This window comes from Bifidobacterium simiarum (genome assembly GCF_002802905.1).
In the GTDB taxonomy this organism is placed as follows: Bacteria; Actinomycetota; Actinomycetes; order Actinomycetales; family Bifidobacteriaceae; genus Galliscardovia; species Galliscardovia simiarum.
This window is the reverse complement of the sequence record NZ_PEBK01000001.1, coordinates 448,122-467,673: the sequence shown is the minus strand read 5'-3', so window position 1 is coordinate 467,673 and position 19,552 is coordinate 448,122. Positions and strand designations below refer to the sequence as shown.

Annotated in this window: 17 protein-coding genes; 8 read left to right on the top strand and 9 right to left on the bottom strand. The window is 65.0% G+C overall.

Going from position 1 to position 19,552, the window contains the following annotated elements:
- Nucleotides 1–49 precede the first annotated feature (49 nt).
- The gene (locus CSQ87_RS01815; protein ID WP_100512138.1) at nucleotides 50–1,759 is read right to left on the bottom strand and encodes an NAD+ synthase; all 1,710 of its coding nucleotides are present in this window, start codon (nucleotides 1,757–1,759) and stop codon (nucleotides 50–52) included.
- Nucleotides 1,760–1,859: 100 nt separating this feature from the next.
- Between CSQ87_RS01815 and CSQ87_RS01810 the strand changes: the two genes are divergently transcribed.
- From CSQ87_RS01810 to CSQ87_RS01795, 4 genes are all read left to right on the top strand, one after another.
- On the top strand, nucleotides 1,860–2,396 hold the full coding sequence (locus CSQ87_RS01810; RefSeq protein ID WP_100512137.1) for a peptidylprolyl isomerase: 537 nt from the start codon (nucleotides 1,860–1,862) through the stop codon (nucleotides 2,394–2,396).
- A 279-nt stretch (nucleotides 2,397–2,675) separates the two neighbouring features.
- Nucleotides 2,676–3,524 (top strand): MetQ/NlpA family ABC transporter substrate-binding protein, encoded by an 849-nt coding sequence (locus CSQ87_RS01805; protein ID WP_100512236.1) that lies wholly within the window; start codon nucleotides 2,676–2,678, stop codon nucleotides 3,522–3,524.
- 183 nt (nucleotides 3,525–3,707) lie between these two features.
- On the top strand, nucleotides 3,708–4,532 hold the full coding sequence (locus CSQ87_RS01800) for a methionine ABC transporter ATP-binding protein (RefSeq protein ID WP_100512136.1): 825 nt from the start codon (nucleotides 3,708–3,710) through the stop codon (nucleotides 4,530–4,532).
- The gene (locus CSQ87_RS01795; RefSeq protein WP_100512135.1) at nucleotides 4,532–5,212 is read left to right on the top strand and encodes a methionine ABC transporter permease; all 681 of its coding nucleotides are present in this window, start codon (nucleotides 4,532–4,534) and stop codon (nucleotides 5,210–5,212) included. Before CSQ87_RS01800 ends, CSQ87_RS01795 begins: the two co-directional genes overlap by 1 nt.
- A gap of 116 nt (nucleotides 5,213–5,328) precedes the next feature.
- Here the strand turns inward: CSQ87_RS01795 and CSQ87_RS01790 are convergent, their stop codons facing one another.
- From CSQ87_RS01790 to CSQ87_RS01780, 3 genes are all read right to left on the bottom strand, one after another.
- Nucleotides 5,329–6,312, bottom strand: a complete 984-nt coding sequence (locus tag CSQ87_RS01790; RefSeq protein ID WP_100512134.1) for a D-2-hydroxyacid dehydrogenase — start codon at nucleotides 6,310–6,312, stop codon at nucleotides 5,329–5,331.
- 254 nt (nucleotides 6,313–6,566) lie between these two features.
- A complete protein-coding gene (locus CSQ87_RS01785) occupies nucleotides 6,567–7,784 on the bottom strand; it encodes a pyridoxal phosphate-dependent aminotransferase (protein ID WP_100512133.1) in 1,218 nt (405 codons plus the stop codon).
- A gap of 195 nt (nucleotides 7,785–7,979) precedes the next feature.
- Nucleotides 7,980–8,837 (bottom strand): SDR family NAD(P)-dependent oxidoreductase, encoded by an 858-nt coding sequence (locus CSQ87_RS01780; protein ID WP_100512132.1) that lies wholly within the window; start codon nucleotides 8,835–8,837, stop codon nucleotides 7,980–7,982.
- A 185-nt stretch (nucleotides 8,838–9,022) separates the two neighbouring features.
- Here CSQ87_RS01780 and CSQ87_RS01775 point away from each other — a divergent pair, with 185 nt between their 5' ends.
- From CSQ87_RS01775 to CSQ87_RS01760, 4 genes are all read left to right on the top strand, one after another.
- Nucleotides 9,023–9,913: a hypothetical protein gene (locus CSQ87_RS01775; RefSeq protein WP_100512131.1), complete on the top strand. Its 891-nt coding sequence runs from the start codon at nucleotides 9,023–9,025 to the stop codon at nucleotides 9,911–9,913.
- 49 nt (nucleotides 9,914–9,962) lie between these two features.
- Nucleotides 9,963–10,940, top strand: coding sequence for an alpha/beta fold hydrolase (locus CSQ87_RS01770; protein ID WP_165776682.1), 978 nt, complete (start codon nucleotides 9,963–9,965; stop codon nucleotides 10,938–10,940).
- A 92-nt stretch (nucleotides 10,941–11,032) separates the two neighbouring features.
- Entirely contained in the window at nucleotides 11,033–11,536 is a 504-nt protein-coding gene (gene bcp, locus CSQ87_RS01765) for a thioredoxin-dependent thiol peroxidase (protein ID WP_100512129.1), read from the top strand.
- Nucleotides 11,537–11,714: 178 nt separating this feature from the next.
- Nucleotides 11,715–12,740, top strand: a complete 1,026-nt coding sequence (locus CSQ87_RS01760) for a threonine aldolase family protein (RefSeq protein WP_100512128.1) — start codon at nucleotides 11,715–11,717, stop codon at nucleotides 12,738–12,740.
- A gap of 143 nt (nucleotides 12,741–12,883) precedes the next feature.
- Here CSQ87_RS01760 and CSQ87_RS01755 read toward each other — a convergent pair whose 3' ends face one another.
- From CSQ87_RS01755 to fruE, 5 genes are all read right to left on the bottom strand, one after another.
- Nucleotides 12,884–14,200 (bottom strand): MFS transporter, encoded by a 1,317-nt coding sequence (locus CSQ87_RS01755; protein ID WP_100512127.1) that lies wholly within the window; start codon nucleotides 14,198–14,200, stop codon nucleotides 12,884–12,886.
- Between the two features lie 362 nt (nucleotides 14,201–14,562).
- The gene (fruG, locus tag CSQ87_RS01750) at nucleotides 14,563–15,585 is read right to left on the bottom strand and encodes a fructose ABC transporter permease FruG (RefSeq protein WP_100512126.1); all 1,023 of its coding nucleotides are present in this window, start codon (nucleotides 15,583–15,585) and stop codon (nucleotides 14,563–14,565) included.
- On the bottom strand, nucleotides 15,582–16,655 hold the full coding sequence (fruF, locus tag CSQ87_RS01745) for a fructose ABC transporter permease FruF (RefSeq protein WP_100512125.1): 1,074 nt from the start codon (nucleotides 16,653–16,655) through the stop codon (nucleotides 15,582–15,584). Before fruF ends, fruG begins: the two co-directional genes overlap by 4 nt.
- A gap of 1 nt (nucleotide 16,656) precedes the next feature.
- Nucleotides 16,657–18,186, bottom strand: coding sequence for a fructose ABC transporter ATP-binding protein FruK (gene fruK, locus CSQ87_RS01740; protein ID WP_100512124.1), 1,530 nt, complete (start codon nucleotides 18,184–18,186; stop codon nucleotides 16,657–16,659).
- A gap of 165 nt (nucleotides 18,187–18,351) precedes the next feature.
- On the bottom strand, nucleotides 18,352–19,341 hold the full coding sequence (gene fruE / locus CSQ87_RS01735; protein WP_100512123.1) for a fructose ABC transporter ATP-binding protein FruE: 990 nt from the start codon (nucleotides 19,339–19,341) through the stop codon (nucleotides 18,352–18,354).
- Nucleotides 19,342–19,552 lie beyond the last annotated feature (211 nt).

Below are 19,552 nucleotides of genomic sequence, written 5' to 3'. Positions count from 1 at the left end.
ATGCGGTCGGCCGCCGTACCCGACTATGCCGCGTCCGGCTCCGCCGCCGCTACTCCCGGAACCGGCTGGTGATGGGCAGGCGACGGTCGCGTCCGAAGGCCAGCGACGTGACCTTCGGGCCCAGCGGGTACTGGCGGCGCTTCCACTCGGCACGGTCCACCAGACGCATCACCGTGTCCACGGTCCGTTCGTCGAAGCCGTCGGCGAGCAGATCGGCCCTGCCGTGCGCGTGCTCGATGTATTCGGCGAGCACCTTGTCGAGCAGATCGTATTCCGGCAGCGAGTCGGAGTCCTTCTGGCCGGGACGCAGTTCGGCGCTCGGCGGCTTGACGATCGAGCTGACGGGGATGATCTCCTCCGCCGGGACACCACGGTAGTCGGGATCGATGCCGGCCACGTGGACGCCGCCGATGCCGATGCCCTCCTTCGCCGCCCGGTTGCGCCATCGGGCGAGCTGCCACACGCGGGTCTTGAGCAGATCCTTGATGGGGGCGTAGCCGCCGACGGCGTCGCCGTAGATCGTGGAGTAGCCGCAGGCGAGCTCGCTTTTGTTGCCGGTGGCCAAGGCGAGCAGGCCGTGGGAGTTCGAATAGGCCATAACGATGACGCCGCGGATGCGGGCCTGAAGGTTCTCCTCGGCCACGCCGGTGAGCTCCAGCTGCTTCTGGTACGCCTTGAACAGCGGCTCGATGGGCTGGATCTCGTAATGGGCGCCGAGGTTCCTCGCCAGATCGGCGGCATCGTCCTTGGAGCCGTCGGAGGAGTACATGCTCGGCATGGAGATGCCCCACACGTTCTCGCCGCCGCAGGCGTCGGCCGCCATCGCGGCCACGAGCGCCGAGTCGATGCCGCCGGACAGGCCGAGCACCACTCCCCCGAACCCGTTCTTGACCATGTAGTCGCGCAGGCCCAGCACGCAGGCGGAGTACACCTCCTGATCGGGGTCGAGCACCTCGGCGATCGTGGAGACGAGACCGTCGTGGCCCGGCTCGGGAAGCGTCCAGAAGCTCAGGTCCTCCACGAACTGCGGCGAGCGCTCCAGGATCGTGCCGTCGCGGTCCACGACGAAGCTGCCGCCGTCGAAGACGAGGTCGTCCTGACCGCCCACCTGATTGAGGTAGATCAGCGGGGCGTCGACCTCATGGGCCCGTCGGTGCCCCAGATCCACGCGCACATGGCCCTTGCCCTCCTCGTACGGGGAGCCGTTGATGGTGAGCAGCACATCGATGCCCTCGTCGGCCAGTGCGGCCACGGGACCGCCGTCCTGCCAGATGTCCTCGCAGATGGCGACGCCGATGCGCCGGCCGTTGACCTCGAAGACGAGCGTGTCCGAGCCGGGGCTGAAGATGCGGAATTCGTCGAAGACGCCGTAGTTGGGCAGGAAGTGCTTGTCGTATCCGGCCCACACCACGCCGCGGTGCAGCACGACGAGACGGTTCTGCGGCAACGCGGCCTCGCGGTCGGTGCCCACGGTGCCCACGACCACGTACAGGTCGCCCAGCCCCTCCTCGTCCAGCTTCGCGGCGAGTTCGTCGGCCTTGTCCCACGCGGCCTTGCGGAACGTGGCGCGGAATGCCAGATCCTCGATCGGGTATCCCGTCAGCGTCATCTCGGGGAACACCACCACGTCGGCGTGTTCGCCCGCCGCCTTGCGGGCGTACCGCAGCACCTTGTCGGCGTTGCCGTCCAGATCGCCCACGCAGGTGTCGATCTGGGCCAGTCCGAACCTGATCCGCCCGTTGCTTCGTTCGTCGGTCATACACACTCCTCTACCGATTGTTTCCGTGTTCATCCTAGTCTGCGGAGACGAACTCGGTACGATCCGCCCCACGGTCGGGTAGGCATGCGAGACTTTATGCATGACTACAGCAATCATGCATACCTCAGAAGGCGACATCCGCATCAACCTGTTCGACGAGCAGGCCCCCGAGACCGTGAAGAACTTCGTCGGCCTCGCCACCGGCGCGAAGGAATGGTACGACGAGCTCACCGGCGAGACCCGCACCGAGAAGTTCTACAACGGCCTGACCTTCCACCGCATCATCAAGGACTTCATGATCCAGGGCGGCTGCCCGCTCGGCACCGGCACCGGCGGCCCCGGATACATGTTCGACGACGAGATCGATCCTTCGCTGAAGTTCGATCGTCCCTACCTGCTGGCCATGGCCAACGCCGGTCTGCGTCGCGGCCGTGACGGCCAGATCCACGGCACCAACGGCTCCCAGTTCTTCATCACCACGGTGCCGACGCCGTGGCTGGACGGCCACCACACCATCTTCGGCGAGGTCGCCGACGACGAGTCCAAGGCCGTGGTGGACAAGCTGGACGCGGTGCCCACCGACGCCGGCGACCGTCCGCTCGACCCGGTGATCATCGAGACCATCGACATCCAGTAGGCCTCGCAGGCAGACTTCGGCCAAGGTCCGGGATACGTCCCGAACCAATCGCAGCCGCACGCAGGGTCCGTCTCCCACCCAACGGGGGACGGGCCCTGTTTTCGTATCGCTCCTCCGCCTGATTCACGCGTCCTATAAATTATTCCGATCGGGACAAGGCCGTGTCCCGTGGGAGAAGCACATATAGTGGGGCGCGTTGATCCGAATGCCGGGGCCGATCCGTACGCCCCGGTCGAATCCCATGCGGACATTCAGGACATTCACGAGAGGGGAACCATCATGCGCAACAGGAAGTTCATCGTCAGCGCGGCTCTGGCCATCACCACGGTCGCGGCACTGGCACTCAGCGGATGCGGCAGCGCGTCCGGCTCGTCGTCCAGCTCCTCGGAGGGCGACAAGACCATCACGATCGCGGCGAGCCCGACCCCGCACGCCGAGATCCTCAACAACGCGGTCAAGCCGCTGGTGGAGAAGGACGGCTACAAGCTCGAGGTGAAGGAGTTCACCGACTACGTGCAGCCGAACACCGCCACCGAGGAGGGCGACGTCGACGCCAACTACTTCCAGCACAAGCCGTATCTGGACGACTTCAACAAGGAGAAGGGCACGCATCTGGTCTCCGTCGAGGCCGTGCACTTCGAGCCGTTCGGCCTGTACCCGGGCAAGACGAAGACGCTCAAGGACCTGCCGAACGGCGCCACCGTGGCCGTGCCGAACGACGCCACCAACGAGGCCCGCGCCCTGCTGCTGCTTCAGGACGCCGGACTGATCAAGCTCAAGGATCCGACGGACATCGCCTCCACGCCGAAGGACATCACCAGCAACCCCAAGAACCTCAAGTTCAAGGAGCTTGAGGCCGCCGTGGTGCCCACCGTGCTGCAGGATGTCGACATCGCCGCGCTGAACGGCAACTACGCCATTCAGGCCAAGTTCGACCCGTCGAAGGACGCGCTGGCCATCGAGAAGGCCGACGGTCTGGCCGCGAAGACCTACGCGAACATCCTGGTCGTCAAGCAGGGCAACGAGAACACCGCCAAGACCAAGGAGCTCAAGAAGGCCCTGAACTCCAGCGAGGTGCGTGACTACATCAACAAGACCTACAAGGGCGCCGTGGTGCCGGTCTTCTGATCCGCGACATCCCGCGTTCCTCATGACGTACCCGATCCGATTCGCGATCGGGTACGCTTGTTTCGGCGGCGTCGCGTTTCGCCCGTGTCACACGGACGGGTGCGACGCCGTATCCGTTGTACGGCCATCGTTTCCGCATGGCCACCAATCCAGTGTTCATCGATTTTCATCAAACGGACTGCCATGATTCAATTCGACCATCTTCATAAAAGCTACGGCGAGGGGCCGGATGCCCACGAGGTGCTGCATGACATCAATCTGGACATCCGCGACGGCGAGGTGTTCGGCATCCTCGGCTCCTCCGGCGCGGGCAAATCCACGCTGGTGCGCTGCATCAACCTGCTGGAGCGTCCCACGAAGGGCCGCGTGCTCATCGACGGCAACGACGTAACGAACGCCACCGGCGCCGAGCTCGCCCGCCTGCGCTCCTCCATCGGCATGATCTTCCAGGACTTCAACCTCTTCCAGCAGCGCACGGTGCTGCGCAACATCACGTTCCCGCTGGAGCTGCATCACGTTCCGGCGGCACAGCGCAAGGCCCGGGCCGAACGTCTGCTCGACCTCGTCGGTCTGAGCGACTACGCCGACCGCTACCCCAGCCAGCTTTCCGGCGGCCAGCAGCAGCGCGTGGCCATCGCCCGCGCGCTGGCGAACAACCCGTCGATCATGCTGTGTGACGAGGCCACCAGCGCCCTCGACTCCACCACCACCGTGCAGATCCTCGATCTGCTGCGTCGCATCAACCGCGACATGAACGTGACGATGGTGGTGATCACCCATTCGCTCGCCGTGGCCCGCAACATCTGCGACCGCATCGCCATGATCGACGGCGGACGGATCGTGGAGGAGGGCGAGACCGAGACGCTGTTCGACAACCCGAAGAGCGACATCCTCAAGGCGCTGATCGCCAGCGCCAACGCGCAGAACCACCGCGGCGGGGACGGCCACGACGCCGCCAATGCGGCGGACGGATCGGCCGCGACGGACGGATCGAAGGAGGTGCGGTGATGTCACCGGTGATTCAGGAGTTCATCGCCGACTACGGCGAACTGCTTGTTCAGGGTACGTGGGACACCTTGGTCATGACCACGGTCTCCACGCTGATCGCCTACGTGATCGGCGTGCCGGTCGGCGTGCTGCTCACCATCAGCGCGCCTCAGGCCCTGTGGCCCCACCGGGTGCTGCACACCGTGCTGGGGTGGATCGTCAACATCGGCCGTTCGATCCCGTTCATCATCCTGCTGGTCGCGCTGATCCCGCTCACCCGACTCATCACCGGCACGTCGCTGGGCGTGCAGGGCGCCATCGTGCCGCTGGTCGTCTCCGCGGCGCCGTTCGTGGCCCGCATGGTCGAGCAGAGTCTGGCGGAGGTCGACGGCGGACTCATCGAGGCATCGCAGAGCTTCGGCGCCGGCCTGTGGCAGATCGTCACCAAGGTGCTGCTGTTCGAAAGCCTGCCGTCGCTGATCCGCGGCGCGGCAATCACGTTCATCAACCTGTTCGGCTATTCGGCGATGGCCGGCACGGTGGGCGCCGGCGGCTTGGGCGACATCGCGATCCGCTACGGCTACCAGCGCTACCAGTACGACGTGATGGTCGTTTCCGTGGTGCTGTGCGTGATTCTCGTGCAGATCTTCCAGAGCATCGGCAACGTGGTGGCCCGCAGGATCGACCATCATTCGCGGTGACCGACCTCATGGCCATGGGAAAGGCCCCCGTCCGGCTTCATCAGCCGACGGGGGCCTTTCCATATTTTCCCGGGTTCCCTCGAGTCTCCAGATCGATCGGTGCCGGTCGGTTCCGCTCAGTGCCGAATGATGTTGTTCAGCGGCTCGCCGGCGGCGTATCGACGCACGTTCTCGCGGGCGATGTCGAGGATCCGGCGTTCGGTGGCCTCCAGATGGTAGCCGCCGGCCACATGCGGGGTGATCAGGCAGTTCGGGACGTCCCACAGCGGGCTGTCGTCCGGCAGCGGCTCCTGTTCGGTGACGTCAAGGCCGACGCCGCGCAGACGGCCGATCTGCGTCATCAGCGCCTGTTCGTCGATGATGTCACCGCGGCCGCCGTTGAGCAGGATCGCCCCGTCGCGCAGCAGCTCCAGTCGGTTGCGGTTGACGAGGTGACGGGTCTCGGGCGACGACGGCAGGAAGCACGCCACCACGTCCGCCTTGGTGAACAGCACGTCGAGCGCGTCGAAGCCGTACATCGAATCGATGCCGTCGGCCGGCTTGTTGGGGTTGCGCCGCACGCCGAGCGTGTGGGCCCCGCAGGACTTGACCAGATGGGCGAAGTGGGAGCCGAGGTCGCCGGTGCCGAGGATCACCACGTTGGCGCCGTCCAGCGTGGCCGCGCGGCCGAGGTCCTTCCACTCGTGCCGGCGCTGCTGGTCGAGGTAGCCCGGAAGGTTCTTCATCAGCGCCCACAGCATGGCGAACATGTGCTCGGCCACGGTCTGTCCGTAAGCTCCGGAGGCGCTGGTGATCGTGGCGTCCGGCGGGAACGTGCCGGCCTTGAGGTACCGGTCGACGCCGGCGCTCCACGTCTGCAGCCATTCGAGGTTCACGAAGTCGGGCAGGGTGTCGGGCTCGATGTTGCCGATCACCGCGGTGACGTGGCCGCGCATGTCCCTGGGCACGTCGGCCTGCCACAGCATGGTGCCGCGCAGCGCAGGATCGGCGAGGAACACCTGGCGGACATCGCCGGAGGCCCGGAGGAACTCCTCGCGCTCCGACTCGGTGAGAGGCAGGCAGTTGACGATCAGCTTTTCGCTCAGCTGCGTCTCGGTCATATGACCACTCCTTTCAGTGGGTACTGCTTCGTAACGTTCGGCGCCGGATGGACCATACATCGTCCTTGGCTGACGCTTGGCTGACGTCATCAATCGTCGCCGAACCGGATGACATCGTTGGCAATGCCGACGATACTCCCCCGCAGGTCCATCAGTCGCCGCAAACCGGCAACTGTTGTGGATCTGCAACCAATGCGGGGACGGTTATCGCACGGTTATCACGATCGCACGATCATCACGTGGCTACCGCGCGGCTACCGCAGCTGTGCGACGAATTCGCCCATCCTCCGCAATCCCTCGCGCAGCGCCTCCCGCGAGGCCGCATAGGAGAGCCGCACATGGGTGTCGGCGGTGGCCACGGCGAAGTCCCGTCCGGGGGTCAATGCCACATCGCGCTCCTCGAGCAGCCGCTCGCAGAACGTCCAGGAGTCCAGACCGGTGGAGCTGATGTCGAAGTACGCGTAGAACGCGCCGCTCGGGCGCACCTCCAGCGGCAGGCCGATGGCTTCGAGCCCTTCGACCACCACCTTGCGGCGGGCGAGGAACTCCTCGCGTCGGGAGTCGCATTCCGCATAGGATTCCTCGGTGAAGCATGCCATCGCGGCGAGCTGCACGGGCGTGGGCGCGCACAGCAGATAGTTCATGGCCAGATTGTCCGCGGCGGCCAGCAGCTCCTCGGGCAGCACCATCCACCCCAGCCGCCAGCCCGTCATGCCGAAGTACTTCGAGAAGCTGTTCACGGTGATCGCATCCGGGTCGCAGGAGAGCACCGAACGCACACGGTCGCCGTGCTCGTCCGCATCGGCCAGATCGAGGTAGGTCTCGTCCACGATGCGCCAGCCGCCGTGCGACCGGGCGTAGTCGCAGATCGCATGCAGCGTGTCGAAGGGGATGCAGGTGCCGGTGGGGTTGGACGGCGAGGTGATCATCACGGCCGCGGTGTCGTCGTCCCAGACGTGCTCCACGCCGGCAAGATCGAGGTGGTATCGCGTCTCGGCGCTGGTGGGGACGTTCACCACGGTGCCGCCGAAGGTCTTCACCAGTTCGCGGTTGCACGGGTACGACGGGTCGGCCACGATGACCCGGTCCCCCGGGTTCACGGTGAGCGCGGCAGCCAGCAGCAGTCCTTCGGAGCCGCCGCAGGTGATGCAGATCCGGTTCGGATCCACGTCGACGCCGTGCCGGTCATGGTAGAACCCGCTGATGGCCTCGCGCAGCTTCGGCAGGCCGAACGTGGCCGTGTAGGGCAGGGGTCGGCCGTCCATAAGCGAGGCCATGGCCCGTCTCACGGCCGCGGGGGCGCCGAAATCGGGTTCGCCCAGTCCGAGCTTGATCACGTCATGCCCTTGGGCGATCAGCTCGTCCGCGCGGGCGCCGAACGCCATGGCACGGAACGGCTCCGATTGTTCGGCCCGGATCGACATCTTCGGCGACGTCCTCGGCGTCTGCTGCGGCTTCGGCGACTGGTTCATGCTGGCCTGTCCTTGTGCTGGAATTGCTGACGGTTGCGACATCCACAGCATTGTAGTCGCGCCGCCGATGATCCGGCACAGGGACGGGCCACGGGTCGGACGTTCGCCCGGTCGGCGGACACCCGACCCCGGTCAGGCTTCCGAACGGTCAGGCTTCCGGCCGGCCTGGCGACCGGTTCGGTCGGTAGATGCGGGTCAGTAGATGCAGTAGCCGCCGTCGACGCGCAGGTCGGTGCCGGTGACGTACGAGGAGGCGTCGGAGACGAGGAACAGCACCGCGCTGGCGATCTCGTCGTTGGTGCCGAACCGCTGCGCCGGCACGACCTCCAGCATGGCGTCATGGGCCTCCATGCTGATGCGGCCGTTGAAGATGCCGGACCAGATGTAGCCGGGCGAGACGGTGTTGGAACGGATGCCGTATCTCGCGAGCGCGGCGGCGAGGTAGCGCGAATGCTCCATGATGCCGGCCTTGGTGGCGCCGTAGGCGTTGACCGGGGTGGGGCCGCCCATCATGAAGTTGGCGTTGTGTCCGGACAGGGACGAGGTGAACACGAGGGAGCCGCCGTGGCCGTGTTCGCGCATGATCTCGTGTGCGATGCGTCCGGTGCGGTAGGCGCCGTTGAGGTTGATCTCGATGGTCTTGGTCCACACCTCCTCGGTGGCGTCCTGATCGTCGCCGGGCACGTTGACGCCGGCGTTGAGGAACGCGAAGTCGACGGTCCCGAGGCTGTCCACGAGGCTCTTCTTGAGTTCGGCGACCTGGTCCACGTCGGTCACGTCGCATGGCAGGGCCGTGACGTTCACGCCGAACCGGTCGCTCATCTGTGCGGCGAGTTCCTTCAGATGGTCCAGGGTCGAGGGCAGGTCGACCAGTGCCACGTCGGCGCCGGCCTGTGCGAGGGCGGCCGCGGCGTTGCGGCCGAGTCCTCCGGCGGCGCCGGTGACGAAGCCCTTCTTCCCCTTCAGGGAGAATCGGTCCATGATCGAATACTCCGGGCTCTTCCACTTGTCGAGCGGGTATCGCTCATCAAAGATCGCTTCCACGTCAGTCATGTCATCGCTCCTTTACGATGTATCGCCGGCCGGGGCGCCGACTAGTGCCGAGTCTATCAGCGCGCCGCGGCGAATCGGGGAATGGCCCGGCCGATCGGCGCTGGGCGAATGCCGGCGTGCGACTCGGCGAGGACTGCTACCCGCGTTACCGCGTCGGAGACGTCCGGGCGACTAGGCTGACCGGTATGAGGATCGTGGAGTCCGTGACGTACGGCAAGCGTGGTGATCCCTCGCGCAACGAGGATGGTCTGTTCATCGGCGATACCTTCGTCGCCGTGGTCGATGGGGTGACGTCGAAATGCCGATTGGATCTGTGGCATCCCTCCCCCGGCGTGGTCGCCCGGCGACTGCTGTTGGCGGCTTTGTCGTCGGCCGACGCCGGCCAGCCCGATCTGGATATGCGTGGCATGCTGCGGCTGCTGGATTCCTCGCTGCGTGATCGTTACGGCGACGTCCCCGATCATCCGAGGGGGTTCTTCGAGGCGCATCCGGAGGAGCGGCTGGCGGCGAACGCCGTGGTGTTCAGTGCGGCTCGCCGTGAGATCTGGCTGTTCGGCGACTGTCGGGCGATGGTGAACGGCCGGGAGATTCCCACCGTCAAGCGGGTGGATGTCGTGTTGGGCGACGTGCGGGCGATGGTCGGGCAGCTGGTCGGACGGGCCGATCCGGATGATCGGAGGCGGATGCTGCGCGAGCTGGGATTGCCGACAGATCGGGAGACGGTCGAGGAGGTCGATGACGGCCGCCGGGATGTGGGTCGCGAGGCGATCATGCCGTTGCTGCGGCTGCAGTCGCGGCTGGCGAACCGGCGGGGCGAGTTCGGCTATTTCGTCTTCGACGGCTATGCCGATCCCGATTGGCCGGTTCCGGTCGTGAAGGTGGGGCCCGGCGACGGGATCGTATTGGCCAGCGACGGGTATCCCCGTCTCGGCCGGACGCTTGCCGAGTCGGAGCGGATGCTGGCCGATCTGCGGCGTACGGATCCGCGGATGATCCACGAGGTCCATGCGACCAAGGGGTTCATGCCCGGATTGCGATCCTTCGACGACCGCACCTACGTCCGGTTCACGGTGTGACGGTCCGCTTCACGGTGTGATCGGGAAACCCAGGGGAAAGGCGGGAATCATGATGTTCTCAGATAGCCGGCGCAGGGCCGTCATCATCCGTAGCGAGATCAGCCGGACGGAACGGGTGCGGCTGGCCGGAGTGGAACAGACGATCGCCCTGGACGGCCGATACGCCGGCACGCCGATCGTGGTGATGATGCATGGCGGGCCGGGCACGCCCCTGCCGTTCAACGTGGGCATGCGCGGCATGTTCCCGTCGCTGACCGGACGGATCACGGCCGTGTACTGGGACCAGTACGGCTGCGGCATCAACGACGGGCCGCTGGATGAGTCGTTCGACGTCGACCGGTTCGTCGATATGACCGTGGATCTCGTCGACCATCTGCACCGGGAGTTCCCGGGCACGCCGATCGGACTGATGAGCACGTCGTGGGGGTCGATCCTCGCCGCCCGCACCGCCGTACGCCGTCCGGACGTGATCGACCGGGTGATGGCGCAGGGTCAGGTGCTGCATGATCTGACGTTCAACGACGACGTGTATGCGGCCCTCGACCGCGCCCGCCTGCCCCGTCGGGTCCGCGACGATCTGCGGCGCATCCGCGGCGAACGGCATCCGTCGAACACCGACATGACCCGGGTCAACCGGTGGATCATGCGGTACACGCAGGGACTGATGTCACGGACGGACGGCGGCATGGATGTCAGGACGATCGTCCGCGGACTGCTCACCAGTCCGGACTATTCGCTCCGCACGATCCCGGCGGTGCTGTCCAACCACGCCTCCCGGTGCGTACGGCTGCTGCGCGAGGCGACCGATCTGGATCTGCGCGATATGCTGCGCAGGGTCGGCGTACCGTACCTGATCGTTCAGGGATCCAAGGATCTGGTCACGCCCACGTCGATGGTCGAACGGTTCGTACGGGAGTCCGGCAACCCGAACCTGTCGCTGCGGGTGCTGCCGGACATGTCCCACGTTCCGGGGCGGAAGTCGATGCGGACGATGGAGGACCTCATGATCAGGTTCTTCGCCGCATAGGTCGTCCGCGTTTCTGCGAACATGTTCCCGCGGACACGTTGCGAGGTACGTTCCCGCGGCTGCGTTCCCGCGCAACGCCATCGTCCGGCACTATGATGGGCGGCATGAACGATACCAACGATGTCCCCGAACGACTCGAGGCGGGCATGACCGCCCCCGACTTCACCCTGCCCGATGACCGCGGCGGCGAGCTGACCCTCTCCTCCCTGCGCGGCGGCCGCGTGATCCTGTACTTCTACCCGGCCGCGATGACCCCCGGCTGCACCAAGGAGGCCTGCGACTTCCGCGACCGGCTCGACCGGCTGACGGCAGCCGGCTACACGGTGGTCGGCGTCTCGAAGGATCCGGTCGACAAACTCGCCCGGTTCCGCGAGCGCGACGGCCTCACCTTCCCGCTGCTGAGCGACCCCGACCTGACCGTGCACAAGGCGTACGCCGCGTACGGGGAGAAGAAGCTGTACGGCAAGGTGCGGCTCGGCGTGATCCGCTCCACCTTCGTGATCGGCGCCGACGGCACGATCGAACTGGCACGGTACAACGTGCGTGCCACCGGCCATGTGGATTCCCTGCTGAAGCAGCTGGCGAAGCTGGACTGATCGGACCGGACCGATCCCGGAAGCCGACCGACCGGAGGCTGATCGAATGCCGGTCGAATGCCATCGGTCCCCATATGTGGGATACATCCCAGTATTTTACATGTCCGCCATACACTACGTATCGACCATGACAGCAGTCGGACATACCGGCTCACGGGGGAAAGGAAGGGGATCCGCCATGCTGCATTTCGACAGTGATTACATGGAAGGGGCGCATCCGCGCATTCTCGAGGCCTTGGCGGCCGACAACGGCAACCAGCATGTCGGTTACGGGCTGGATGAGGTATGCGACGAGGCCCGCGGACTGATCCGCGATGCCTGCGGCCGCCCGGACGCGGAGGTGTGGTTCCTTGAGGGCGGCACGCAGACCAACCGTACGGTGATCGCCGCGACCCTGCGGCCGTACGAGGGCGTGGTGGCCGCCGAATCCGGGCATGTGAGCGTGCATGAGGCCGGCGCGATCGAGGATTCCGGGCACAAGGTACTCACGCTGCCACAGCATCAGGGCAAGATCGACGCGGATGAGCTCGCCGGATTCCTCGAGGCGTATCAGGCCGACGAGAACCATGACCACATGGTGCGGCCGGGCATGGTGTATATCTCGCATCCCACGGAGTTCGGCACGCTGTACACCGCCGACGAGCTGCGTCGGATCGGCGACGTGTGCCATGGGTTCGGGATCCCGCTCTACCTCGACGGCGCCCGGCTGGGCTACGGACTCGCCGCGGACGGCACCGACGTGACGCTGCGGACCGTGGCCGAGACCTGTGACGTGTTCTATATCGGCGGCACCAAGGTGGGCGCGCTGTTCGGCGAGGCGGTGGTGATCACCAGGCCGGGGCTGATTCCGGCGTTCTTCACGCAGATGAAGCTCAACGGGGCGCTGCTGGCCAAGGGCTGGCTGCTGGGACTGCAGTTCCGCACCTTGTTCACCGACGACCTGTACGTGCGCATCGCCCGGCATGCCGACGAGCAGGCCATGCGCATCCGTGAGGGGTTCCTCGCCAAGGGCTACGATCTGCCGTTCGACTCCCCCACCAACCAGCAGTTCATGATCGTGGACGACGACACGCTCGCCCGGCTGCGCGAACATGCGACGCTGAGTTTCTGGGAGAAGACGGATGCCGATCACACCGCGATCCGCTTCGCCACCAGCTGGGCCACGAAGCCCGAGGACGTCGACGCGCTGCTGGCGCTGATCTAGCTGATCTAACCGGATCCGAGCACGACCCGAACGTGGCCGGAATACGACGAGGGCGGGGATTCCTCCGGTTGAAGAGGAATCCCCGCCCTCGGTTCGTTGGGCTCAGGCGAACGGGATCGCCGGAACCTCCTGGATCACCAAGGTCACTTGGTGTAGTCCATGTTCTTGCTCTCCTTGATGAGCAGCAGGGCGATCAGGGCCACGGCGCTCATGGCGGCCATGTACCAGCCGACGGACATGACGCCGTAGGTGCTCACCAGCCAGGTGGCCAGCGACGGGGCGAACGCACCGCCGAAGATGGCGGCGAGGTTGTAGCTCAGGCCCGCGCCGGAGTAGCGCACATGCATCGGGAACAGCTCGGGCAGGTAGGCGCCGGAGGGGCCGAACAGGCCACCCATGAGCACGAAGCCGAGGCACAGGAACAGCATGATGCGGGTGGCGTCGTGCTGGAGCAGGGCCGGGGCGAAGAAGCTGAACACGAGAGTCACGGCGGTGGTGGCGATGAGGACCTTCTTGCGGCCGATGCGGTCGGCCTGCAGGCAGCCGACGATGATGAACGCGGCGAAGAAGAACACCGACACCATCTGCATGGCGAGGTACTGCGGCTGGGTGAAGCCGAGGCCGGAGACGCCGTAGCTGAGGGACCAGGTGCCGAGGATGTAGAACAGCGTGTAGGTGATGCCCATGGCCACGGTGCCCAGCAGCACCTGCTTCCAGTAGGGCAGCAGGTCGGTGAGCGGGTGCTTGGAAGTGCGCTTCTCGGCGGAGGCCTGCTGGAAGACCGGGGTCTCGCTCATGCGCTCACGCACGTACAGGCCGATGATGACGAGGATCGCGGACATGAGGAACGGGATGCGCCAGCCGAAGGAGATCATCTGGGCCTTGCTCAGGTGCGTGGTGAGCAGCAGGTTGATGCCGTAGGCGCAGAAGAAGCCGATCGGGGCACCGAGGTTCGGGAAGGAGCCGTACAGGGCGCGCTTGTCGGCCGGGGCGTTCTCGGTGGCGACCAGTGCGGCGCCGGACCATTCGCCGGCGAGGCCGACGCCCTGGCAGGCGCGGCACAGGCACAGGATCACGACGGACCACACGCCGATCTGCTCGTAGCCGGGCAGCACGCCGACGAGGAACGTGGAGATGCCCATGGTCATCAGGGCCACGACGAGGGTCTTCTTGCGGCCGAGCTTGTCGCCGAAGTGGCCGAACAGCATGGAGCCGAACGGGCGGGCGAGGAAGGAGACGGCGAAGGTGACGAAGGCCATCAGCGTGGCGATGGCGGGATTGGACTTGGCGACGTCGGTGAAGAAGATGACGCCGAAGTAGCTGGCCGCGGCGATGGAATAGCAGTAGTTGTCGTAGAACTCGATGGCAGTGCCGACCATGGATGCCGCGATGATCTCGGCGACGGAGTCCTTCTTCACCGTGGACTTGGCGCCGGCTGCGGAAACCGTTGTGGTGGACATGACTTCATTTCCTCTCATATTCGGGTCACGTCCGCGTCCGAAGCCCCGTTGCATCCGCTGATCGCCGGATGCAACGCAAGGCGACGACGCGGAGGTTGATGTTCCCTTCTTTTGGAATCGCTCTTATCTTTGCCCCTGCCCCACCGACTGCGGTCGATATTCTCAGCATATGGACCGGCCGGCCGGACAATGTGACCGGTCACACATTCGGATCGCCGTGATTTCAAGGAACGGCGATTTCCCCGGCGAAGGAAATAGCCGGCGAAGGCGGGAGGATGGATCACATACGAAAAAGGCGGCCGGCCGGAAGACCTCGGGGATCTTCCGGCCGGCCGCCGGTGAGAGGGTTCGGACTGACGCCGCTATTCCTTCTGCAGCACGGTCACCGCACGCTGGAGGACGACGAACACCAGGATCATGATGCCGACCACGATCTGCACGGCCTCGGCGGGAACGCCGAAGTCGGTGGTCAGCGGCTCGAGGATGGAACGGACCAGTGCGCCGAGCACGGAGCCGAGCACGTAGCCGAAGCCGCCGGTGATGATCGTGCCGCCGATGACGACGGAGGCGACCGCGTCGAGCTCCCAGCCGACGCCGACCGTGTTCTTGGCCGAACCGATGTTGGCGGTGTACACGATGGAGGCGAGGGCGGCCAGCGTGGCGGAGGTCAGGTAGATCACGTACTGGGTTCGCTTGACCGGCAGACCCATGAGCTCGGCGGACGAGCGGGAGCCGCCGATGGCGTAGATCGTGCGTCCGGTGCGGGTGTGGTGCAGCAGGATGTAGCCGAAGACGACCACCACGACGGCGATGATCACGCCGAGGTTGATGCTCAGATCGTTCGAGATCTTCGGGTTGTCGATGATCTTCCAGCCTTCGCCGCCGATCCAGCCGAAGCCGTTGTTCTCCGGCATGGTCAGGGAGTCGGTGGAGATGATCGAGGCGATACCTCGGGCGAGGAACATGGTCGACAGCGTCGCGATGAACGGCTGCATGTTGAATTCCTCGATGAGCACGCCGGCCAGCAGGCCGAAGGCGGCGCCGATGAGCAGCATGATCACCAGCACCAGCGGAGCCGGGGCGCCGCCGTTGAGCAGCTTCATGCCGACGACCGCGGTGATGGCCACGATGGCGCCGACCGACAGGTCGATGCCGCCGGTGAGGATCGGCAGGGTCATGGCCACGGCCAGGATGATCAGGTAGGCGTGGTCGATGAACAGGGATGAGATGAAGCCGAGCCTGAAGTAGGTGCCGAACATGACCTGACCCATGATCAGCATCAGGATGAAGATCACCACGGCGGCGATCGTCGGGATCATCTGGGCGTTGAACTTGCCGCCCTTGGCCTTCTTGGCCGGAGCATTTACCGTTGTTGCAGTCGTCATGCTGCCACCGCCTTCTGAGAAGCCCTGAGCGCGCGCTTTCGTTTCATTTCGGCGCTCAGGTTATGGATCTTCGGAGCCTGCATCACGCAGATGATGATGACCACCGCGGCGAAGAAGGCCGGGGTCGCGGCCGAATCGATGCCGAGGGTGATGATGGTCTTGCGGATCATCGCGATGATGACGGCGCCCAGAGCGCTACCGGCGAGGGAGAACTTGCCGCCGAGCAGCGAGGTACCGCCGATAACGACCGCGAGGATCGCGTACATCTCCAGATCCTGACCGGTCTTGACCACGTCGACGCGCATCACGGATGCGGTGGCGAACAGGCCGGCGACCGCGGCCAGCAGGCCGGAGATCGCGTAGACGAGGAAGAGGATCTTGCGGGGCTTGATGCCGGTCATGCGGCTGGCCTCCTGGTTGATGCCGACGGATTCGATCATCATTCCCATGGCGGTCTTGCGGGCGACCGCGCCGACGATCAGCACGATGACGAGGGCGATGACGAAGTTCGCGGGGATGCCGAGGATGAAGCCGTTGGCGATCCAGCGCAGCGGCTCGCCGCCGGCGACCTGTGAGGCGTCGGTGTTCTCGCCGGAGGTGATGACCTTGGCCACGCCTCGGCCGGCGAGCATCATGATCAGCGTGGTGATGAACGGCTGCAGGCCGAGCACGGAGACCAGCAGGCCGTTGACGGAGCCGATGATCAGACCGACGAGCAGGGAGACGAGGATCGCGACCCACACGTTGGTTCCGCCGACGAGCAGCTGCATGGAGGTGGCGCCGGCCACGGCCATCACGGAACCGACCGAAAGATCGATGCCCGCGGTGGAGATGACCAGGGTCATGCCGGTGGCGATCATCAGGTATCGGGCCGATTCCTGCAGCATGGTGATCAGCGGGCCGGCGAGGCCGCCGGTGTTGGTGTTCCAGGTGAGCTTGAGGAACGAATGGTCGACGATGGTGCAGATGATGATCAGCGCGATGAGTGCGACGACCGACCAGGTGAGGTTGTTTCCCAGGATCCTGCCGACGAGTCCGTTCTTCTCGTCCTTCTTGTCCGAGGCTGCCATCTCATGCCTCCTTTCCCGAATTGGCGATGGTCTCGACGATGGTGGCCTGCGAGACCGTGTCGTCGTTGACGATATTGGCGATCTTCTTGTGGTCCTTGAGCACGGTGATGGTGTCGGAGAGACGCACGACCTCCTCCAGCTCGGAGGAGATGAACACCACGCCCATGCCCTGGGCGGCGAGCTCGAGCACCTTCTGCTGGATCTCAGCCTTGGCGCCGATGTCGATGCCTCGGGTCGGCTCGTCGAGGATCAGCAGCTCGGGATGCACGGCCAGCCAGCGGGCGATCAGCACCTTCTGCTGGTTGCCGCCGGAGAGGTTCTTGATGAGCTTGTTCGGATCCGGCGGACGGACGTTGAGCTCCTTCATGTACTTGTCGACGATCTCGTCGGCTTCCTTCTTCGGGATCGGCTTGAACATGCCGCGGGTGGCCTGCAGGGCGATGAGCATGTTCTGCCGCACGGTCAGGTCGCCGATGATGCCTTCGTCGCGTCGGTTCTCGGTGGAGTAGGCGATCTTGTTCTTCAGCGCGGTGTACGGACTGTCGACGCTGATCTTCTTGCCGTTGAGGTAGTACTCACCGTGATCGGGCTTGTCGGCGCCGAACATCAGTCGTCCCAGCTCGGTGCGGCCGGAACCCAGCAGGCCGGCGAAACCGACGACCTCGCCGGCGTACACGTCCTGATCGGTGGGCTCGATCTGTCCCTTGCGGCCGAGCTGCCGGATGGAGACGACCGGCTTCTCACCGGGCTTGATCTCACGGCGGGCCTTCTTGGCGCCGATCTGGCTCAGCTCGTCGGCGCTCTTGCCGATCATCATGCCGATGAGTTCGTCGCGCGGGGTCTCGCGGGTCATGACCTCCTTGATGAACTGGCCGTTGCGCAGAATGGTCAGACGGTCGGTGATCTCGTAGATCTGGTCGAGGAAGTGGGAGACGAAGAGGATGGCGACTCCGGAATCGCGCACCTTGCGCATGATCTCGAAGAGGTCCTGCACCTCGTTGGCGTCCAGCGATGAGGTCGGCTCGTCGAGGATCAGCACCTTGGCGTCGATGACCATGGCGCGGGCGATGGCCACCAGCTGCTGCATGGCGATGGAGATGGAGCTCAGCGGGGCGCGGGGATCGAGGTATTCCAGACCCATCTTGGCCAGATGCTTGCGGGCTTCGGCGTGGGTCTTCCTCCAGTCGATGCCGAGGGGGCCGCGCTTCTCATGGCCGAGCATCACGTTCTCTCCGATGGAGAGGTTGGTGCACAGGTTGACCTCCTGGTACACGGTGGCGATTCCGGCGTTCTGGGCGTCGAGTGTGCCGTTGAGCTGGGTGGGTTTGCCGTCGACGGTGATGGAGCCGGCGTCGATCTTATACACGCCGGTCAGGGCCTTGATCATCGTCGACTTGCCGGCGCCGTTCTCGCCCATGAGGGCGTGGACCTCACCGGGGAAGAGACGAAGGTCGACACCGTCCAGGGCCTTGACGCCCGGGAATTCGATCGTGATGCCCTTCATCACGACGATTGGCTGCTTTTCTGTCATGTCTTTGCCTTACGAAAAGGGGATGTTATCGTTTTGTGACATTCGGCCGAATATGCGGAACGGTGCACCGGAAGGGTAATCCGATACACCGTTCACCGCTATTGCGACGTTGCCGTCGGCCGCGTGCCATCGACCCCGAGAGGTCGGATCGTCAGATCATTCAGATCAGTAGGCGCGTTCGCCGGAGTCGAGGGCCTCCTTGGCCGCGGCCTTGTCGAAGGTCTTGGAGTCGATCTGGATGTCGGCCTTGGGGGTCTTGCCGTCCAGCTTGTCCTTGACGGCCTGGGCGGTCTCCTTGCCGAAGATCGGGTTGTACTCGATCACGAAGTCGAGGTCGCCGTCGACCACCTTCTGCAGGGCGGCCTTGGTGCCGTCGATGGTGACGATCTTGACCTTGCCCTTGAGGCCCGCGGCGTCCACGGCCTGGGCGGCGCCGATGCCCATCTCGTCGTTCTGGGCGAAGATGAACTGCGGGTTCTGGGACTTGTACTTGTCGAGCAGACCGGCGGTCACGGTCTTGGCCTCATCGGTGGACCAGTTGGCGGACTGGGACTCGAGGACCTTGATGTTGGAGGCGACCTTGTTGCTCCAGCCGGTGCCGCGATCCTTCACCACAGACAGGCCGGCGGGGCCTTCGAGGATGAAGCCGTTGGCGCCGTTCGGGAAGTCCTTGGCGATGCGCTCGGCGGCCTGCTCGCCGGCCCACTCGTTGGACGGTCCGATGTGGGAGACGATGGCCTTCTTGGCGGTGGCGTCCTTGACCTCGACGTTACGGTCGACGGTGAAGACGGGGATCTCGGCCTCGGCGGCCTTCTTCAGGGAGTCATCCCAGCCCTTGTCCTCGGTGGAGGACAGGATGATGGCGTCGACCTCGTCATTGACGAACTTGTTGAACGCCTGGATCTGCTTCTGCTGATCGTTGTTCTGCGTCGGGGAGTACACGAGGTTGAATCCGGCGTCCTTGAACGCCTTCTTGATGTCGTTCTCGTTGGCGGTACGGAATCCACCCTCGGGACCGACGGCCACGAAGCCGACGGTCTTCTGGCCATCGGAGCTGCTGTCGCTGCCGGAGCTGCTGCCACCGCATGCCGCGAGGCTCACCATGGCGGAAGCTGCCACGATAGCGGCGAGGCCAGTCTTGAGTGCTTTCTTCATAGAACTCCTCCTTGAGTCTGTGACAGTTCGTTCTGTCACCGTGACGAACACTGTTGTTGCGTCGTTAGCGTTCACATTATTCCCCGGCCGCCGTCCCGGCAACGTAGTTCGGTAACAAAACCATAACGGAACGGGCACTAAACGATAACAATCGTGACTTTCGGAAGATTTTGTTACATAGTGTTCGGTTCGTGGGCCGCTTCACCCGTGT